Genomic DNA, 17,753 nt, shown 5'->3' on the forward strand with positions numbered 1-17,753 from the left:
CCCTCATGACAATCACCGTGACCGACCCTCCCCTGATCGAACTCCAGGGCGTCACCAAGCAGTTCACCGGGGTGCGCGCCTGCTCGGACGTCTCGCTCACCGTCCGCCCCGGCCAGGTGCTCTGCCTGCTCGGGCACAACGGGGCCGGCAAGTCCACCCTCATCAAGATCCTCTCCGGGGTGTACGCGCCCACGGAGGGCACGATGCTCATCGACGGCGAACACGTGACGCTCGGCGGCCCACGCGACGCCCTGGACCGTGGCATCGCCACCGTCCACCAAGGCGCCGGCACCGTCCCGCTGATGAGCGTGGCCCGCAACTTCTTCCTCGGAGCCGAACCCACCAAGGGCCGGGGACTGTTCCGCAGATTCGACGCCGCTACGGCGGCCCGGATCGCCCTGCGGGAGATCCAGCAACTGGGCATCCGCCGGATCCGCGACGCCGACCAGTTGGTGGGCACCATGTCCGGCGGCGAGCGGCAGGCCCTCGTCATCGCCCGCGCCCTGCACTTCGGCGCCCGGGTGCTGATCCTCGACGAACCGACCTCGGCACTCGGCGTCCGCGAGGCCGAGACCGTCCTGCGGGCCGTCGAAACGGCACGGGACCGGGGCATCAGCGTCGTCCTGATCACCCACCAGGCACACCAAGCCCTGCGGGTCGGCGACCACTTCGCCGTCATCGCCCACGGCCGGCTCATCGCCTCGTTCGCGCGCGGCGAGAAGGAGGCCGCCGAGGTCATCGACCTGATGGCGGGCGGCGCGGCGATGAAGGAACTGGAGCGTGAGCAGGCATGAGCACGATGCACAAGGCGGTGGCGACGGCATCCGGCTACACGTCGCCCCGCTTCTCAGGCGTCCACGACGCCTTCGAGAGCAACCTCCGCAACGGCGACGACATCGGCGCCTCCGTCGCTGTCTACCACCGCGGCGAGCTGGTCGTGGACCTGTGGGGCGGCGCCCGGGACACCAGCGGGACGCCGTATCCCGAAGACGCCCTGCACGTGGGGTACTCCGTGACCAAGGGCGTCATGGGCCTGGTGCTCGCGAGCCTGGTCGATACGGGCGAGGTGGATCTCGACGCGCCGGTGTCGGCCTACTGGCCGGAGTTCGGCGCGGCCGGCAAGGACGGCGTCGTGGTCCGTGAACTGGCCTCGCACCGAGCCGGCTTGCCCGCTTTCGACGAGCCGGTGACCAAGGCCGACCTCGCCGACTGGGACGGGTGCGTGCGACGCCTGGCCCGACAGGAGCCGGCGTGGTACCCGGGCATCCGGCACGGCTACCACGCCCTGACCCTCGGCTACCTGGTGGGCGAGGTCACGCGGCGCGCGAGCGGCAAGAGCGTCGGCGCCCTGTTGCGCGAGCGCTTCGCCCAGGACGGAGACCTCCAGGCATGGATCGGCCTGCCCACCGAGCACAACGATCGCGTCGTCCGCTACCAGGACGCCTCTCCCACACCGGGAATCGGCGCTTTCCTGGCCTCGGCCGCCAACAGCCCGGGCACGCTCACCCACGCCACCTTCAACAACCCCGTCGTCACCGCAGATCTCTTCAACGATCCCGCGATGTGGCGGCCGGAGATCCCCGCCGCCAACGGCGTTTTCGACGCCAGGTCACTGGCCCGGCTCTACTCCAGCCTGGTCGACGGCCCCCTGCGCACCATCTCACCCACCACGGTCAACCGGGTCCGACGCCAGCAGGCCCACGGGCCCGACGAGATCCTGGTCGACCAGCCCACCCGCTTCGGCACTGTTTTCGCGCTGTCGTCCCCCCGCCAGCCCATGCTCGGCCACGGCTCACTCGGCCACGACGGCCTCGGCGGACATCTGGCCTTCGCCCACCCGGAATCCGGCATCACGCTCGCCTACCTCACCAACCGCGCCATCCCCGACCCCACTCCCCACACGCGACTGTGGCGCCTGCTCTCGGCGGTGGCTGCGGCGCTGTGATCAGCGCTCTCCTCGCCGGCTACCGCATCACCGGGGGCACCGCCCTGAGAAGGCCCTCTCCATGACCGGCAGCCAAGACGTCGCAGAGGTGCTGTCGGCAGTGTCGGATGAGCTGGCCCCGGGACACGCTCCCCGAGGCGCCGGCGGCGGCCCGCGAGCTGGCGTCGCGGATCGCCTCGTCTGCACCGGGGCCTTCCGGCTGGCTGCCCTCGGGATCTGGGCGGACGTCGAGCGACGACCCACTGGCACACTGCGCGCGGCTCGCCCTGCGGAGTCTGGAGCCGGAGCCCAGTCGGCATGACGGATCCGCTGATCTCCCCGATGGGCGAGGGTCGAGTCGGAGGTGGCCGGGCCGGAAGGCGAAGAGAAGGCCGAACAGCCGCGAACTCACACAGCGACCGGGCCGGCTGGTACGCGGCATCAAGCCTGCGACGAATGAACACGGTGGGAGCGGGCGTGGCCGACCCGCCCCCACCTTGCGGGGTAGGGGGGTGTTACCCCGCGTCTTTGGCGGATGCGTCGGCCAGGGCAAGGTTCGCCCCCGGGGTGTCGGCGCCGTCCTTGCTCTTCCGCTCGCCGTCCTTGCTCTTCCGCTCGCCGGCCTTGCGCTCGCGCTCGGCGCGCTTGCTGTCGCGCTTGTCCTTGGCCTCCTGCTTCCTGATCTCGTCGACCGCCTTCTCCATCGCCTTCAGTTCGGCCCGCACGTCGTCGGCGGGGCGGCGTTCGAGGACCGCACCGTAGCGCATGGCCAGCAGGTCCATGGCCTCCGTGTCGGCCTCCTCGACCCCGGCCAGGATGACGGTGCCGCCCGGCGGGACATGCGGCGTGAAGGCACCGACGGCCTCGGTCGCTTCGGTGGCCCGCTTGTAGTCGTGGCCTCCGCCGATCAGCGCACCGATGCCCCAGCCCATCAACAGGCCGAGGGGACCGCCAAGGATGCCGACGACCGAACCGATGAGCGAGCCGACCGCGGTGCCGCGTCCGGACTCCGTGTCCATGCCCTCGGGGAAGTGGACGGTGCCGTCCTCCATGCGCTCGATCAGGACGGCGCCGCGGACCTCGGTGGTGGCGGAGTTGAGGTGCTTCAGCTCGCTGAGTGCCTGGTAGGCGGTGGCGCGGTCGGCGAAGCGGAGGGCGATGGCGTTCTCGTTCATGGTTACAGGCATGAGCTGTCTCCTTGGAGCCTCAACGGGTGGGTGACTTGTGGGGCCCGCTACCGCGGACTCCCGGCCACCTGTGAGACAGTATGTATCAGAACCAACTTGTGAGTCAAGTCGTCTCACAAGCTGCTCGGAGCCGAAGGAGGACCGGGACACATCACCCACGCCGCCGTCGCCGCACGAGCCAAAGTGGGCCGCCTGCGCGACGAGATGTCGGGCCGCGCCGACGAGCACCTCACCGACGCGCTCGCCGCCGCCGTCGCCCGCGGTGAACTGCGCTCCGGCGTCGAAGAACACACCCGGGAGCTGGCCTCCCGGATCCTCGGCCCTCTGCTCTTCCTGCGGCTCATGCTCGGCGCGCAGCCGGACAGGGAGACGGTGGCCGACACGGTCGACGCCGCCCTCGCGGCCTGGCAGCCGCACCCATGACAGCCGCCCGCAGTCCGATACCGAACGATTCGAACAGCAGTCGGCCGGCACACCGACTCCGCACGGCCGCATCCGGCCTCATCCCCCAGGGGCGCGCCGTCGACGGCTGAAGCCGACGCTCGGACAGGGATATCCCTGCCACCGCGCTCAGTGCCCAGTGATCACCTTCACCATCACCACGCCCGAGCCGATCGCCGCGTCCATCAGCGCCGCCACGCCGGAAAGCAGTACCCCACCGCCCATCCGCCGCCCGCCCACGAAGCCCCAGACCGCCATCGAGGCGACGTCCACGCCGACCGCGATCCACAGCGCGGTGGACAGACCGAGGGCGCCGCCCGCCGACAGGGCGATCATCAGGAGCGGGCCCGCGGCGCAGCTGAGCAGCGGGCTGCTGACGAACAGCAGGTGCCGTATCTCGCGGCGGTTGACCAACCGCTGGTGAACGACGCGGTGGGCCTGCATGTCGGCCACCAACGTCGCCAGCCACAAGCCCACCGCGGTGCCCGTGACGTACAGCGCCGCCGTGCTGTGCCGGGTATGCACGTTCTGCGCCAGGCCGACCAACACAGCGAGCACGGTGATCACCGCGTAGATCCGTTCCTTGAGCCGCTCGCCCAGGGCGTCGCGCTTCTGGGCAGACGGTTCCGAGGCGCCGGAGGCCGACGGTTCCTCAGCGTCGAGATCGGACATGCCGGAACCGTATCGGAAGGACGTTGCGGCGGCGCGGGTGGTGCCCAGGGGGCCAGGCTCTCGAGATAGCCGGAAAGGGCTTCGCCCGTATGGTGAGGGCAGGCCCGTCCTGGCCCGCCCTCACTGCTTTCACCCGGGGGTCTGTCCGAGAGTTGCCCGTCCCGGGTCCTGTGGCTGACGCGTGCGGCTCACTGCCCTGTCGGCGCCGATACCTCCGCGTTGTCCGGCCCTGTCTCACCGGGCTGGGCGGCCGGCGTCGTCTCGGGGTCGTCGTCGTTGCCGTCGGCGAGCTTCTTCTCCGGGAGGAGGAAGGCGAGCACGAGGCCGAGGAGGAACACGGGGACCAGGTAGCGGAAGACCGGTGTCAGGGCGTGCTGGTAGGCCAGGATCACCGCGTCCTGGATCTTGGCCGGGAGGGAGTGGACCAGGGCCGGGGTGAGCGAGTGGGTGTCGCCGACCGGGCCGGCGGCGTCGGCGGGGAGGCGTTCGGCGAGCTGGTCGGCGAGGCGGTGGGCGAACACCGAGCCGACGGCCGCGGTGCCGAGGGTGGAGCCGATCTCGCGGAAGAAGTTGTTGGCGGAGGTCGCGGTGCCGACGTCCGAGGCGGGGAAGTCGTTCTGCACGGCCAGGACCAGAGGCTGCATCGTAGCGCCGATACCGGCGCCCAGCAGGAAGACGTACACGCAAACCAGGACGAGCGAGGTCTCGGTGTCCAGGGTCGACATCAGCAGCGCGGCGACGCACACCAAGACCGTGCCGACGATGGGGAAGATCTTGTAGCGGCCGGTGCTGCTCATCAGCCGTCCGGACGGCAGGGAGGTGGCCATCATGCCGACCACCATGGGGATGAGCAGCAGCCCGGACTCGGTGGCGCTGAGGCCGTACACCATCTGCAAGTACGTGGGCAGATAGCCGATGATGGCGAACATGCCGATGCCGACGACCAGGAGCCCGATCAGGGTGGCTATGTTGAAGATCCGGCTGCGGAACAGCCAGAGCGGGATGATCGGCTCCGCGGCACGGCCCTGGGAGAGGAAGAACAGGACCCAGGTCAGCAGGCCGCCGACGGCCATGCCGATGATCAGCGGGTCGGACCAGGCGTACTGCGTGCCGCCCCAGGTGGTCACCAGGACCGTGCAGGTCACCGCGGCCGCCATGAGGGCGAAGCCGACGTAGTCGAAGGTGACCTTGACGGCTCTGCGCGGTACGCGCAGGGCGTACGCGCCGACGGCGAGGGCCAGGGCGCCGACCGGCAGGTTGATCCAGAAGCACCAGCGCCAGCCGATGCCGTCGGTGAACCAGCCTCCGAGCAGCGGTCCGACGACGGCGGAGAGGCCGAAGACGGCACCGATCGGGGCCATGTATTTCGCGCGTTGCCGCGGCGGGACCAGGTCGGCGATGACCGCCTGCGAGGTGATCATCAGCCCACCGCCGCCCAGACCCTGTACTGCCCGGCCGATGATCAGCACGGTCATGTCCTGCGCCGCGCCCGCGACCACGGAGCCGGCGAGGAAGACACCGATGCCGCCGAGGAACAGTGCCTTGTGGCCGAGCAGGTCGCCGAGCCGGCCGTAGACGGGCATGGCGATGGTGGCGGCGAGGATGTACGCGGTGGTCACCCACGCCATGTGGTTCACGCCGTGCAGCTCGCCGACGATGGTCGGCAGCGCGGTGCTGACGATCGTCTGGTCCAGGGACCCGAGCAGCATCGCGGCCATGAGGGCGGCGAATATGAGGCCGAAGTGTCTGGGCGTGCCGGAGGAGTTGTGTTCCTCCGCTTCCACGGCCGGGGTCGAGTCGCTCAAGGGGGGCTCCTTAAGTGGATGGGTGAGGCGAGGGAACACGCAACGGCCGGGCACGCACGTGGTCGTACCGACCGTCGCGGGACAGCAGAATGTGCAGGAGTTCCACGGAGCGTCCGACGTACCGAACCGGGGAGTCGTCCTCATCACCGGCGGACTCCTGGCTCGCCGGGCGCTCCATGCCTGTGCGCACGGCGGTCAGGAAAAGTGCGCCGGCAGGCCGGTGGGGGACGGTAGTGGGGTCAGCGTGGGCGCAGTCCGTCGAGGAGGAGGGTGCAGAGGGCCTCCAAGGCGGCGTCCGCCCCTGGGGCCTGCCACTGGGCGGCGTGGACGGGGTGGTGGTAGCCGATGGTGGCTTCGAAGACGGTCCGCGCCGTCGCGGCAGGGTCGGCCGAGGTGAAGTCCCCGCTGCTGACCCCGTCGGCGATGATGACGCGCAGTTGCTCGATCAGGTCGGCTATGTGGTCGGCGACCGCGCTGCTGTGCTCGGTCTCCAGGACCCGGTACGTGGCGAAGAGCTGCGGGTCCTCGGACGTCACCGCCCGCTTGGAGGCGAACAGCGCGGTGAGCCAGGCGCGCAGCCGCTCGGGCGCTGCGAAACGGGTGTCGGCCGCGACCGCCGCGAGGTTGCCGTGCGCGCGGCTGAGCCAGCGCCGGGTGACGGCTTCGCGCAGTGCCGCCTTGGACGGGAAGTGCCGGTAGACGCTGGCGTGGCTGACGCCCAGAGCTCGCGCCACGTCCAGCACCGTGGCCTTCTCCGGCCCGTAGCGACGCAGCACGTCCTCGGTGGCGGCCAGGACGGTCTCGGCGTCCAGCGCCGTGCCCGAACGCATTCAGCGCTCCCCGTCCTTCGTGCCCTGCGCTCCTCGGTCCCCGGCGACCGAGGAGGCCGGCACCGCCTGCTCGATCGCTGCCAGCTCCTCCTCGGTCAGGACCAGCCCGGCCGCCGGCAGCGCCTCGGCCAACTGCTGGCGCGTGCGCGACCCGACGATGGCGACGATGTCACCCAGCTCGCGGCCCTGGGCGAGCACCCAGGCAATGGCCAACTGCGCCGCCGTGGCCCCGCGGGCATCGGCGATCTCGTGCAGTGCCTGGACCAGCTTGAGGTTGCTCTCCACGTTGCCGTCCTGAAAGCGCGGCAGCAGCGCCCGAAGGTCGGTCGGTGAGGGGGCCTGCCGCGTCCAGTTGCCGCTCAGCAGCCCGTAGGAGAGCACCCCGTAGGCCGTGACGGCGATGCCCAGCTCCCGGCAGGTGTCCAGGACACCGCCCTCGATGCCGCGGCTGAACAGCGAGTACTCGACCTGCAGATCGGCGATCGGGTGAACCGCGTGAGCCCGCCGGATGGTCTCCGAACCGACCTCCGACAGTCCGATCGCGCGCACGTGACCGGCCTTCACCATCTCGGCGATGGCTCCGATCGTGTCCTCGATCGGCACCGTCGGATCGAGGCGGCCCGGCCGATAGATGTCCACGTGGTCGGTGCCGAGGCGCCGCAGCGAGTAGGCCAGATAGTTCTTCACGGCCTGCGGGCGCCCGTCCATGCCGCCGAAGTGCCCACCAGGATCAGTCATCGCGCCGAACTTCACGCTGAGAACGGCCTTCTCGCGGCCCCCGGCGGACAACGCCCGTCGGATCAACTCCTCGTTGTGACCCGTTCCGTAGAAGTCGCCGGTGTCCAGCAGAGTGACTCCCGCGTCGAGCGCGGCACGGATGGTCGCAATACTCTCCGCCTCATCCGCCGCAGTGGTCCTGTTCGACATCCTCATACAACCCAGACCGAACGCCGAGACACGCGGACCACCGGTCCCCAACTGCCGTGTTTCCATGACTCCTACCTCCCGGTGAACAAACACCTGACTGCGTACTCAAAGCTGACTGCGTAACTGAACAGCCGTGCCAACGACCGGCGCTCCTGCCCTCCGCCCCGCGGCTGAACAGCGATGCGGCGGCCCGGCCGGTCAGGCCATGGATACGCGGCGGCGCCACCGTGAGCAGGAGGCCACAGCGACCCGGCTCCGCGCAGCCGGCGGCGAGTTCGTCCACTTCGGCGGCCGGGCCATCCCAGGCAGACCAACGAACTCGGCAGAGATTTTCCGCCACCAGTGGCGACTTCTGCGTCCATACCTTCGACCGTACAACGTTGAAGTTACAGGTTTCAAATTTTGTAACCAGTAGAACCGACGCCTTCGCCGCAGTTGGCGCGGGCAGCGTTCGACGGGTTGATCCGGAGAGGGCTCGGTGCCCGGCACCTATGTCACCTGCGCTCGCGACATGGCGGTCCGCCCGACCCGCAGCGGGAGTTCATCGGCGAGGCGGACGCCGCCTTCTCGGACAACCCGACCTCCGCAGCGGCGCTCGACTCCTCACATTCGCCTTTCCTGTCGATGCTCGGGGCAGGTGGCTGACATCCAGGGTGGGAGGCGACGCGCTGCTCAGCGCGCGGCCGTCGCCAGGTCCTCGATGTCGCCCACCAGGCCGGCCGGGGAGGGGAGCGCGGCGATCTCGTCACGCATGGCAAGGGCGGCCTTGCGCAGGGAGTCGTCGTTCAGGAGGGTGTCGAGCAGGTCGCCGTCCACCATCTGGGGCTCGGCGCGCAGGGCGAAGCCCTGCGCAACGGCGGCCGCGGCGTTGGTGAAGTGGTCGGCACCACTCGGCAGGAACAGCTGCGGGATGCCGACGGCCGCCGCCGCCATCATGGTGCCCGCTCCGCCGTGGTGGACCACGGCGTCGCACCCGGCCAGCAGCTGAGCGAGCGGCACCCAGTCCGACAGCGGCCTTACGTTGGGCGGCAGTTCACCCAGCGGCGTGAGGTCGGCGCCGCCGAGGGCGAGCAGGAAGTCGGCGTCCACCGTGGCCGCCTGCTCGATCAGCCGGTCGACGTACCGCGCGCCTGCCGTCCGCGACAGCGCCGTGCCGAGCGTGACCACGACCCGCTGCCGCCCGCCGCGCGCGACCAGGTCCGCCGGCACCGGGCCGCCGCCGTTGAACGGCACGTACCTGACCCGCCAGCCCGTGCCGTCGCCGCCGAGCGAGGCGGGGACCACGTCGAGCACGGTGCGCTCGGGCGGCCCGGTCACCCCGCGGGCCCGGTACTCGTCGGCCAACTCGGCGGCCATCCCTTCGACGTAGGGCAGGCCCGCGGTCACACCGAAGTTGTGCACCACCGTGGGGATGCCCAGCGCGGCCGCGACGAGTGGCGCCGTACCTTGCATCGTGGCGTGCACGATCACGTCCGGCCGCCACGTCTCGGCCAGCCGGAACAGGTCGCCCAGGGCGGACCGGCTGTGCTCGGCAAAGCCGATCACGGCAAGGCGGTTGATCTCCTCCTGCGTGAGCTCCTTCGGCCCGTTCGTGCCGAAGCGAGCGAAGATCTCGGCCGTGGTGGTTCCGTCGCCCACCTCGACCAGGGGAAACCCGGTCGGCCTCAGCACAGTGATCGGGGCCTGCCCGGCGAACAGGACGTCGTGACCGGCCGACCGCAGGGCCTGGGCGGTCGGGACCATGGGGAAGACATGCGCGGCCGAGCCCGGGGCGCTGAACAGGATTCGCATGACGTGTACTCCTCGTGGGGGAGTGAAGGGTGGCGGGGCCGAGGGGAGTTGCCCCGCGTCCATGAGGGCCCGCCCCGGTTACGCGGTGGCCGCCGGCTTGTGCGTCGAGGCGCCGTGCCGCGTCTTCCGCTCGGCGCGCTTGCGGTCCCGCTCTTGCCGCGCCTGCTCCTTCCTCGCCTGCTCGGCGGCCTCTTCCATGGCCTTCAGCTCGTTGCGTACGGAGTCGGCCGGGCGGCGCTCGAGGATGGCGTCGTAGCGCATGGCCAGCTGGTCCAGGGCCTGGGTGTCGGACTCCCTGACCTCGGCCAGGATGGCCGTGCCGCCCAGCGGGACCTGCTGGGCGAAGACGCCGACGGCAGTGGTGGCCCGTTCGGCCCGCTTGTAGTCGTGGCCTCCCCCGATCAGCGCGCCGACGCCCCAGCCCATCAGCACGCCGAGGGGTCCGCCGAGGATGCCGACGAGCGAGCCGACCAGCCCGCCGACCGCCGTATTCCTCCCCTCCTCGCCGTCCCTGCCCTCGGGCACGCGCACCGCGCCGTCCTCGAGGCGCTCGATCAGAACGGCGGCACGGACCTCGGTCGTGGCGGGGCTGAGGTACTTCAGTTCGCTGAGCGCCTGATAAGCGGTGGCGCGGTCGGCGAAGCGCAGGGCGACGGCGTTCTCATTCACGGACATGAGCTCTCTCCTTGGGTCGGCAGAGCCGCAACGGGCCCCCGTATGACGGTGGACGGCAGCGGCGCCCGTCTGCACGGACCCTCCGTCGCCATCTATGAGACAGCATGTATCGAAAATGGTTGTGAGTCAATACGTCTCACAGAACGCGCGACACATCCCCGAGCGCCCGGCATCCCCTCGTTGCCGGACCGAGCCCCGCACGGCTGAGGCCCGGCCCGGACTTTTTGTACGAAGGATATGAACGACAGCTCGAACGCTGGACTGGAGGCCCGATGACGTGCGACTTCGGCGGACCAACACTGGCTGGCACGCAGGAAGTCCCCCGACTGGGGGCACCGGACGGGACCCGGTAACGAAGTCAGGAGTGACATGAAAGAGACGAGCAACGACTCGGGTCGCCCCATCACCAATTTGTGGGGGCAGGGTGAGGAGCCGCAGAACCGATTCCTGGACGACCCCTTCGCGCCCGTCGAGCAGGAGGTGACCGCCCATCAGCTGGAGGTGGTCGGCAAGATCCCCGAGGAGCTCAACGGCCGCTACGTATGGTGCGGGCCCAACGCCAGCCCGTTCGACCCGGAGGACCCGCGCACGTACAACTGGTTCACGGGCAGCGGGATGCTGTCGGGGGTGCGGCTGCGGGAGGGCCGGGCGGAGTGGTATCGCAACCGGTTCGTCCGTGACGAGCTGACCACGCCGCACCTGGGCGTGCCACGGCTGCCGGGGCCCGAGCCGCTGTCGCGCCGCGACATGACGGGGCCGCGCTTCGTCGAGGCCAACGTGGTCAACACGCATGTGTGGGCGGTGGGGGGCAGGACGTACGCGTTCTCTGAGGCCGGTGCGCTGCCCGTGGAGGTCAGCTACGAGCTGGAGTCGGTCGCGCGGTGCGACTTCGGCGGCACGCTGAACGGCTCATGGACGGGGCATCCGCACCGCGATCCCGACAGCGGTGAGCTGCACGGCTTCTCCTACTTCTGGCAGTGGGACCACGTCAGCTACCAGGTCCTCGGCACCGACGGGAAGATCAACAAGACGGTCGACATCCCGGTGGACGGCCGGCCACAGGTTCATGACATGGCGATCACCGCAAAGTACGCGATCTTCTTTGACGGTGCGCTCGAGTTCAACGAGCGGATTCACCGCGAAGGCCACGACTTCCCCTGGGTGTGGGATCTGGGGAAGTCGGTCCGGTGGGGGCTGGTGCCCCGCGACGGTGGTACGGCCGACGTGAAGTGGTGCGCAGTCGACCAGCAGACCCACGTGTTCCACATCCTCAATGCCTTCGACCTGCCCGACGGCAAGGTCGCGGTCGACGCATGCAGCTCCCCGAAGGTGTTCGTGGACGACCTGAGCGGTCCCACCGAATCCCGCTCACGGCTGGACCGGTACATCCTCGACCCGGTGACCGGCACAAGCAAGATCGAGACCATGAGCGACATCGGGTTGGAGATGCCGCGGCTGGATGACCGGATGACGGGCAAGCAGCACCGCTACGGCTACTTCAACCGCATCGAGGGCGCCGGCGCGATCGCCAAGCTGGACGTGCAGAAGCAGAGCACGGAGTTTTACGAGTACGGCGACGGCAAGGCCGGGGTGGAGAGCGTGTTCGTGCCCCGCACCGCGGACTCGGCCGAGGACGACGGCTGGGTGTTGGGGTACGCCATCGATGTGCCGACGCAGACCACCGAGGTGCTGATCCTGCCCGCTCAGGACCTCGCGTCCGGCCCTGTCGCCCGGATCAAGGTTCCGCACCGGCCCCAGTTCGGCTTCCACTCCAACTGGATCGCCGATGAAGAACTCGAGCAGGCGAATGCCTGACGACTCGAGCGGTCAAGGGCCCGACGAAAGGAACCACTGATCATGACAACGCTTCCGGCCGGGGTGCTCGCACAGATCCGTGCCGCCGGCCGCGGCTTCACGCCGGAACTCTTCGAGGCGCTGACCGACCTGCTCGCGCCGCTGCACGAAGAGCGCGGCTACCTGGCCCCGCGAGTGGAGCGGGATCTGTCCTACGGCTCGGACCCCCGCCACCTCCTGGACGTCCACACCCCCGGCAGCCCGGCCGCGGAAGGCGCCCCGGTGCTGCTGTTCGTGCACGGCGGCGCCCACGTCACCGGCGACAAGTCCGATCCGAAGACGCCGTGGTACGACCACATCGGCGGCTGGGCGGTACGCCACGGCATGGTGGGGGTCAACATGTCGTACCGGCTGGCGCCCCAGCACCAGTGGCCGTCCGGCGCCGAGGACATCGCGGCCGGCGTGGCGTGGATCCGCAAGAACATCGCGGAGTACGGAGGAGACCCGGACCGGATCGTGCTGATGGGCCAGTCGGCCGGCGCCACGAATGCGGCGTCGTACCTGGCCGGTGACGGCGGAGCCGGCGCGGAGGACCTGGCCGGTGCGGTCCTGCTCTCGGGGATCTACGATCCGCCGACCGCGGAGCGCAACTTCCCGCTCACCGTCTACTACGGCGAGGACGCCTCCAAGTACGCCGAGCAGTCGGCCGTCCCCGGGCTCGTGCGCTCGCAGGTCCCGATGCTGGTGGGCGTCGCCGAGCTGGACATACCCGACTTCCACCGCCAGGCCGTCGGCCTGCTGGACGCGATGCTCGCCGCGCACGGCGTCATCCCGCCCTTCGTGACGGTCCTGGGCCACACCCATCTGTCGGAGATCCTGGTGCTCGGACTCGACGACGAGTCCTTCGGTCACGATCTGGCGCGCTTCGTGCACAGCGTCTCCGCGGCGGGGGCACGCGACGCGCCCCGCTGAGCCGACTGCTTCCCCCGGGCCCGGCCGGTCCGGTGACGCGAGGTCACCTTCGCGGCGCCGGACCGGTCGGGCCTCTTTCACGTCCCCGAGACCGCGACAACCGTTTGGCCTTGTTCTGGCCTTGTTCTGGCCTTGTGCGGAACAGGACCGTCACAGCGTTCCGATCCGCTCCATGAGAGCCAGGGCGGCATGGATCTCCAGTGGACGTTCCTCAAGCCTTCGGCCGAGCAGGCGTTCGATGTTCCTCAGACGGTATACGACGGTGTTGCGGTGGACGTGCAGCGCGGCGGCGGTGCTGAGCAGGTTCTGGCCCGTTCTCAGGTACTCGAGGGCGGTGGCGCGAAGGTCGGCGGTCTTCGGATCCTCTGCGGCGAGGTCGCGCAGTTCTTCGCCCACGAACCACCGTGCCCGCTCCGGGTCCGCGCTGAGGAGCGCGGCGAGTCCGACGTCGTGGTACGTCGTCAGCGCCCGGTCACCCGCGGTCTCCGCCACCCGGTGCGCGTCGAGCGCCGCGAGGTGGCTGCGCCGGAAGCCTGCCGCTCCGGATGCCGGTACCCCCGCCGCGATGTGCACCGGTCGCTGGGCGCAGACGGATGACAGGGCGTCGGTGCAGTCGTCGGGGAACGGTGTGGGCCTGCTGATCCAGCACCACATCGGAGCGGAGTCGGGAAGGAAGGTCAGCGGCGGGCCGGCGCCGAGGGAGTCCGCCACGGCGGCGGCCGTCCTGCCCATGTCGCTGTGGACGTCCAGTGCCGGCCCGCTGCTGTCGACCGGGGACAGGACCAGGGCCAGGTGATGGTGGTCGAGGTCTACGCCGAGGACGTCGAGGGCGTGTTCGCTCGCGACGGGCTGACCCGCCACGAGGGCGGAGATCATCCGCTGCCGGTTCGACAGTTCCTGCGCCATGAGCCGCTCGCGCTCCGCCAGGTACTCACTGAGCATCGCGTCGAGGGTCTCGTCGAAGAACGCCCCGATGGACGGGATCAGGAACCGCATGAGGGCTGGGCGCTCATGCTCGGGCTGATACTTGTTCAGATGCTCGATCACCTGGTCGGTGAGTTCGCGCCGCGTCGTCTGCAACCCCAGGAGGAAGTGGGTGTAAGGCTGCCCGACGTGCACCAACCGGTGCATGAGTGCCACCTGCTCGGGAGCGAGTCCGAGTGGAGCAGTGTCACCGTCCAGCCTGCGGAGCATCACCATGAGACGCTGCTCGACCGCGCCCGGCAGGACCGCGGCCATCGTGCTCGCCTCATCGGGGGACATCGTGGAAATGGTCTTCTCGAGGAGGTGACGGCTCAGCCGCGCCGCCCACACCGCCGCCGACTCCGGAAGTGCCCCCTCTGCCTCGGCCGCGGCGCCTTCGGTTGGAAGGTCGCTCTCCTCGCCGACCAGGCTGCGGATGAATCGGTGCACGCTGTCCGGCGTCATGGCTGGATCGGCTCGAGCCCCCAAGCGGCCGCTCGGGCGGCTGCTGCGGCGCGATTGGGAAGGTCCAGTTTGGCGAAGATGTGCTCGATGTGCGTGGCGACGGTGCGCACTGCGATCGACAGGTTGCCGGCGATCTCGCGGTTCGTCCGGCCGCAGGTCAGTTCGGCCATGACCTGGAGTTCGCGGAGAGACAGTCCGCCGGGACGAGCGCATGGCCGACAGAGGGCTTGGGTCGCGGTGCCGGACCGTGTCAGACGCACTTCGAGCACTTGCTGCGCGTGGATCACGAGGATCGTCGTCGGCAACGGCCGAGACCGTGCCGTGGTGCGGATGCGATCGCTCAGCAAGACCCCGTCGGCCCCAGGACGCCGTAGCAGGCCGCCGTTGACGGACACGAACGGCGCACCTGGGGAATCAGGAACGGTCATGGCCCAGACGCCGTCGCCCGGTTCGCACGGCTGGTCGCCTGTGTCACTTTGCCGCAGGCCATCGACCACGGCGGCCAGGGAGTCGGTGAGCATGGTCACCACGGGGCGGACCGGGAGGAGGTGCTCGGACGGCCGGGTCACTCCGATGTTGAGGACCCCGACGTAGCGGCCGTCCGTGGTGAACAGGCACTGGGTGGTGCCCTCGGTGAAACCCGACGGTTCGACGATGTCGCGCACGATCGACGACATGCGGCGCAGCTGCCGCGGCATGTCCGACAGCCAGAGAGCCTCGCGCGTGCGCTGGATGCGGGCGAAGAGCGGATCCCGGTGCAACTCGGTCTCGATGAGTCCGGCCGCGGCACGCGGCATGGCGTCGGTGAGATTGACGTGACGGCCGGCAGCCTCGTCCCACCTGGACAAACCGGCCATCTCGAAGGGGACGAGGTCCGCAAGAGCTGTGAGGACTCCGTCGACGGTTGCCGTGCCGCGCGCGGCATGCAACGCGGCTTCGCGTACCGCCAGGGCCGTGTCCAGCAGTCGGGCTGTGGTGCGGGGAGCCTCCGCCATGCGCTGAGCGTAGGCCACAGGTGCGTCGTCCGCCGTGGCGGAAGCCACAGGACCACGGCTGCGTCGGCAGCCGGCGGCAGCCCGCCCGAGGGAGCCGCCGCCGACAGCCGGATCCTCAGGCCCGGCGAACAGGGTCTATCGGGGTGGTGAGGCCCGACCGCCGTTCGATGACCTCGGCGGCTTGGAACAGCGACTCCTCGTCGAAGGCACGGCCGATGAGCTGGATGCCCAGAGGTGCACCACCGTCACGGACCGCCCCGATACCGAGACCCGGCAGCCCCAGGAACGGTGCCCGGTGTTCGCCCACTGGTGGGTTACAAGTTCACGGCACCGGTCGTCCAGGAGGGGGAGAGACACCTCTTCCACCTGGTAGCCGGACTCGGCGAGCCAGGTGCCCGCCACCCGCACCGCGTCCTCCGTCTCGGGACGGCCCCGGCCGGCGAAGGAGTGAGTGCCCGGATCGGTCACGATCGCCACTCGCTTAGGCGTCTGGCCGGCGTCGTACCTCGGGGACTCGAAGGGCACGGCGATCGGGTCCCGAGGATCCGGAGCCTGCATGACCCGCAGCGCGAGGCGTACGTCGCCGACGGTCCTGGCGATCGGGCCCTCCACCGCGAAGCCGGTGAAGGACAACGGCATGCCGGATCCCGGATGGGCGTGCCAGCCCGATCTGCGCCGCTGCCGGAGTCCGGGTGGCCTCGGGGGCCGAGCGGCCCGCCGAGGCGATCGCGGCGATTTCCCCTCCAGCTGGAGGCGAGGTCCATCGCCTTGAGCCCGGACTGCAAGGGCCGGTTCCTGTCCGTCGAGTGCGAGGTGGTCCGGGTCCACGCCGACGAGCGCATCGTCGTACCCGGCACGCACCACATCGACCCCGGTGTGTGGAGCCCGCTCATCTACACCACATCGACCCCGGTGTGTGGAGCCCGCTCATCTACAGCTTCCGCCACTACCACGGGCTCGCGCCCGAGCTCGGCCACGGCTTCCGGTCGGAGACAGCCAAAGCCGCGACGCGCGTCGGGTGACTCGCTCGGCGGGCACCCGAGAGGTGCCCGCCATGCTCGGTCAGCGTGAACCTGCGAGGCTCCCTGCGGTCCGTTTCTCGAGCGTCGCCGCCAGGACAGCCGCCGAAATCCCGGCGGCGCCGAGGAGCAGAGGAAGACGGACGTCCAAGCCCGTGAGAGAACCGGCGAGGGCGGTGCCCGCGGATCCCGACGTGATTTTCAAGGCCGCCACCCAGATGAAGACCTGAGCGCGAACCCCCACGGGCGCGTACTCGGTGCGGGCAGCCAAAGTGGCGGCGAAGAAAAGGGCGTTGAGGAGTCCTGTCAGCCCGTACGCCGCCACGGACAGGGAGAAGACGGGGCTCGCGGCAACCATGCCGAGGCCGACCACGACCCCCAGGGCGAGGCGGCGCATGAGGCGGTCCGGATCGCCGGTGAGCGGGAAGACCATCACCACCGCGGAGCCGACCAGGTTGCCGAGCCCGTAGGCGGCGGTCAGCACCGCCGCGGTGGATGTGTCGATACCCAGGACTTTGGTCATGTGCACCGCGGTGATCGGCAGTGCGGCAACACCGAGCGCGACGATCATGGTCAGGTAGACGGTGCGCCGCAGCTGGCCGGTGCGAGCCATCAGCGCCAGCGTGGGCCCCGGCTTGAGGATCGCAGCCCTGTCCCCACCGTGGGCCGCAGGCGCGTAGGGCAGGAGGAGCACGCCACCCGCCGCGACACCGGCACCGCCCGCCAGAGCAAGAGCGGCAGCGGAGGGGGAGGCCCAGCCCGACAGCGCCGCCACGAGAGAGGGACCGACAGTGCCACCGATGCCGTACGTGGCCACATCCCAGCCCTGCGCCCGCCGCTGGGTCCGCGTCTCCGGTCCGACGATCGCGGGCAGCCGGCTGCTGATGCCGCCGGTCAGCAGGGGGCCACAGGTGCCGGCCACGGCCAGCAGCAGCGCGGTCACCACGGTTGGCACACGGGCATACGTCAGGACACCCGTGGTGAGCACGACGGCGTACAACAGGCAGGCCGACGCGATGACCTTGCGTCCGTCCCGCGCGACGTCCAGCGGGCGGGCGACGAACGGGCCGAGCAGATGCGGTGCGGTGATGCACGCGCCGAGCGCACCCGCGAGCGTCCCCGAGCCACCCGACGAGGTGACGAGCAGGATGACGGCGACGACCGCTCCCCCGTCGGCAGTGCGGGCCAGGGCCGCGGCGACGACGTAACGCACCAGACCGCCCCCGCGGCCACCCGTCGAAGTCGACACGCTCGCCGCTTCCGCTCCGGTCCCGGTGGTCCAATGGTTCACGG

Annotated in this window: 16 protein-coding genes and 1 pseudogene; 6 read left to right on the forward strand and 11 right to left on the reverse strand. The window is 70.2% G+C overall.

Annotation, left to right across the window (positions count from 1 at the left end; all coding sequences use genetic code 11):
• The first annotated feature begins 5 nt into the window (after nt 1-5).
• A complete protein-coding gene (locus Q4V64_RS14435) occupies nt 6-794 on the forward strand; it encodes an ATP-binding cassette domain-containing protein (RefSeq protein WP_124445648.1) in 789 nt (262 codons plus the stop codon).
• Entirely contained in the window at nt 791-1,945 is a 1,155-nt protein-coding gene (locus Q4V64_RS14440; RefSeq protein ID WP_124445647.1) for a serine hydrolase domain-containing protein, read from the forward strand. The genes Q4V64_RS14435 and Q4V64_RS14440 overlap by 4 nt, the downstream gene beginning before the upstream one ends.
• Before the next feature lie 494 nt (nt 1,946-2,439).
• Here the strand turns inward: Q4V64_RS14440 and Q4V64_RS14445 are convergent, their stop codons facing one another.
• Nucleotides 2,440-3,111 (reverse strand): hypothetical protein, encoded by a 672-nt coding sequence (locus tag Q4V64_RS14445; protein WP_124445646.1) that lies wholly within the window; start codon nt 3,109-3,111, stop codon nt 2,440-2,442.
• A gap of 183 nt (nt 3,112-3,294) precedes the next feature.
• On the opposite strand from Q4V64_RS14445, the gene Q4V64_RS14450 reads away from it, so the two are divergent.
• Nucleotides 3,295-3,534 (forward strand): hypothetical protein, encoded by a 240-nt coding sequence (locus Q4V64_RS14450; RefSeq protein ID WP_253267531.1) that lies wholly within the window; start codon nt 3,295-3,297, stop codon nt 3,532-3,534.
• Nucleotides 3,535-3,681: 147 nt separating this feature from the next.
• Here Q4V64_RS14450 and Q4V64_RS14455 read toward each other — a convergent pair whose 3' ends face one another.
• The 6 genes from Q4V64_RS14455 to Q4V64_RS14480 all read right to left on the reverse strand — a co-directional run bounded on the left by Q4V64_RS14455 (nt 3,682) and on the right by Q4V64_RS14480 (nt 10,252).
• On the reverse strand, nt 3,682-4,224 hold the full coding sequence (locus tag Q4V64_RS14455) for a hypothetical protein (protein ID WP_124445645.1): 543 nt from the start codon (nt 4,222-4,224) through the stop codon (nt 3,682-3,684).
• 188 nt (nt 4,225-4,412) lie between these two features.
• Nucleotides 4,413-6,029, reverse strand: coding sequence for an MDR family MFS transporter (locus tag Q4V64_RS14460; RefSeq protein ID WP_253267530.1), 1,617 nt, complete (start codon nt 6,027-6,029; stop codon nt 4,413-4,415).
• A gap of 239 nt (nt 6,030-6,268) precedes the next feature.
• Entirely contained in the window at nt 6,269-6,859 is a 591-nt protein-coding gene (locus Q4V64_RS14465) for a TetR family transcriptional regulator (RefSeq protein WP_124445644.1), read from the reverse strand.
• Nucleotides 6,860-7,852: an aldo/keto reductase gene (locus Q4V64_RS14470; protein ID WP_124445643.1), complete on the reverse strand. Its 993-nt coding sequence runs from the start codon at nt 7,850-7,852 to the stop codon at nt 6,860-6,862.
• Between the two features lie 606 nt (nt 7,853-8,458).
• The gene (locus tag Q4V64_RS14475; protein ID WP_303709969.1) at nt 8,459-9,577 is read right to left on the reverse strand and encodes a glycosyltransferase; all 1,119 of its coding nucleotides are present in this window, start codon (nt 9,575-9,577) and stop codon (nt 8,459-8,461) included.
• Nucleotides 9,578-9,655: 78 nt separating this feature from the next.
• Entirely contained in the window at nt 9,656-10,252 is a 597-nt protein-coding gene (locus Q4V64_RS14480) for a DUF456 domain-containing protein (RefSeq protein ID WP_124442707.1), read from the reverse strand.
• A 369-nt stretch (nt 10,253-10,621) separates the two neighbouring features.
• Between Q4V64_RS14480 and Q4V64_RS14485 the strand changes: the two genes are divergently transcribed.
• On the forward strand, nt 10,622-12,067 hold the full coding sequence (locus Q4V64_RS14485; protein ID WP_124442706.1) for a carotenoid oxygenase family protein: 1,446 nt from the start codon (nt 10,622-10,624) through the stop codon (nt 12,065-12,067).
• 42 nt (nt 12,068-12,109) lie between these two features.
• On the forward strand, nt 12,110-13,018 hold the full coding sequence (locus Q4V64_RS14490) for an alpha/beta hydrolase (protein ID WP_124442705.1): 909 nt from the start codon (nt 12,110-12,112) through the stop codon (nt 13,016-13,018).
• A gap of 150 nt (nt 13,019-13,168) precedes the next feature.
• Here the strand turns inward: Q4V64_RS14490 and Q4V64_RS14495 are convergent, their stop codons facing one another.
• The 3 genes from Q4V64_RS14495 to Q4V64_RS14505 form a co-directional block, all read right to left on the reverse strand.
• Nucleotides 13,169-14,446 carry a helix-turn-helix domain-containing protein gene (locus tag Q4V64_RS14495; RefSeq protein ID WP_124442704.1) on the reverse strand — a complete coding sequence of 426 codons (1,278 nt, stop codon included), beginning with the start codon at nt 14,444-14,446 and terminating at the stop codon, nt 13,169-13,171.
• A complete protein-coding gene (locus tag Q4V64_RS14500; RefSeq protein WP_253267214.1) occupies nt 14,443-15,441 on the reverse strand; it encodes a LuxR C-terminal-related transcriptional regulator in 999 nt (332 codons plus the stop codon). Before Q4V64_RS14500 ends, Q4V64_RS14495 begins: the two co-directional genes overlap by 4 nt.
• Nucleotides 15,442-15,576: 135 nt before the next feature.
• Entirely contained in the window at nt 15,577-16,080 is a 504-nt protein-coding gene (locus tag Q4V64_RS14505; RefSeq protein WP_124442703.1) for an amidase family protein, read from the reverse strand.
• A 99-nt stretch (nt 16,081-16,179) separates the two neighbouring features.
• Between Q4V64_RS14505 and Q4V64_RS54970 the strand changes: the two are divergent.
• Nucleotides 16,180-16,463: pseudogene (locus tag Q4V64_RS54970) on the forward strand (hypothetical protein); the annotation flags it as partial.
• 40 nt (nt 16,464-16,503) lie between these two features.
• On the opposite strand, the gene Q4V64_RS14510 reads toward Q4V64_RS54970, so the two are convergent.
• A complete protein-coding gene (locus tag Q4V64_RS14510; RefSeq protein WP_253267213.1) occupies nt 16,504-17,751 on the reverse strand; it encodes an MFS transporter in 1,248 nt (415 codons plus the stop codon).
• Nucleotides 17,752-17,753 lie beyond the last annotated feature (2 nt).

It is taken from the genome of Streptomyces sp. NL15-2K, from assembly GCF_030551255.1.
Taxonomy (GTDB): Bacteria; Actinomycetota; Actinomycetes; order Streptomycetales; family Streptomycetaceae; genus Streptomyces.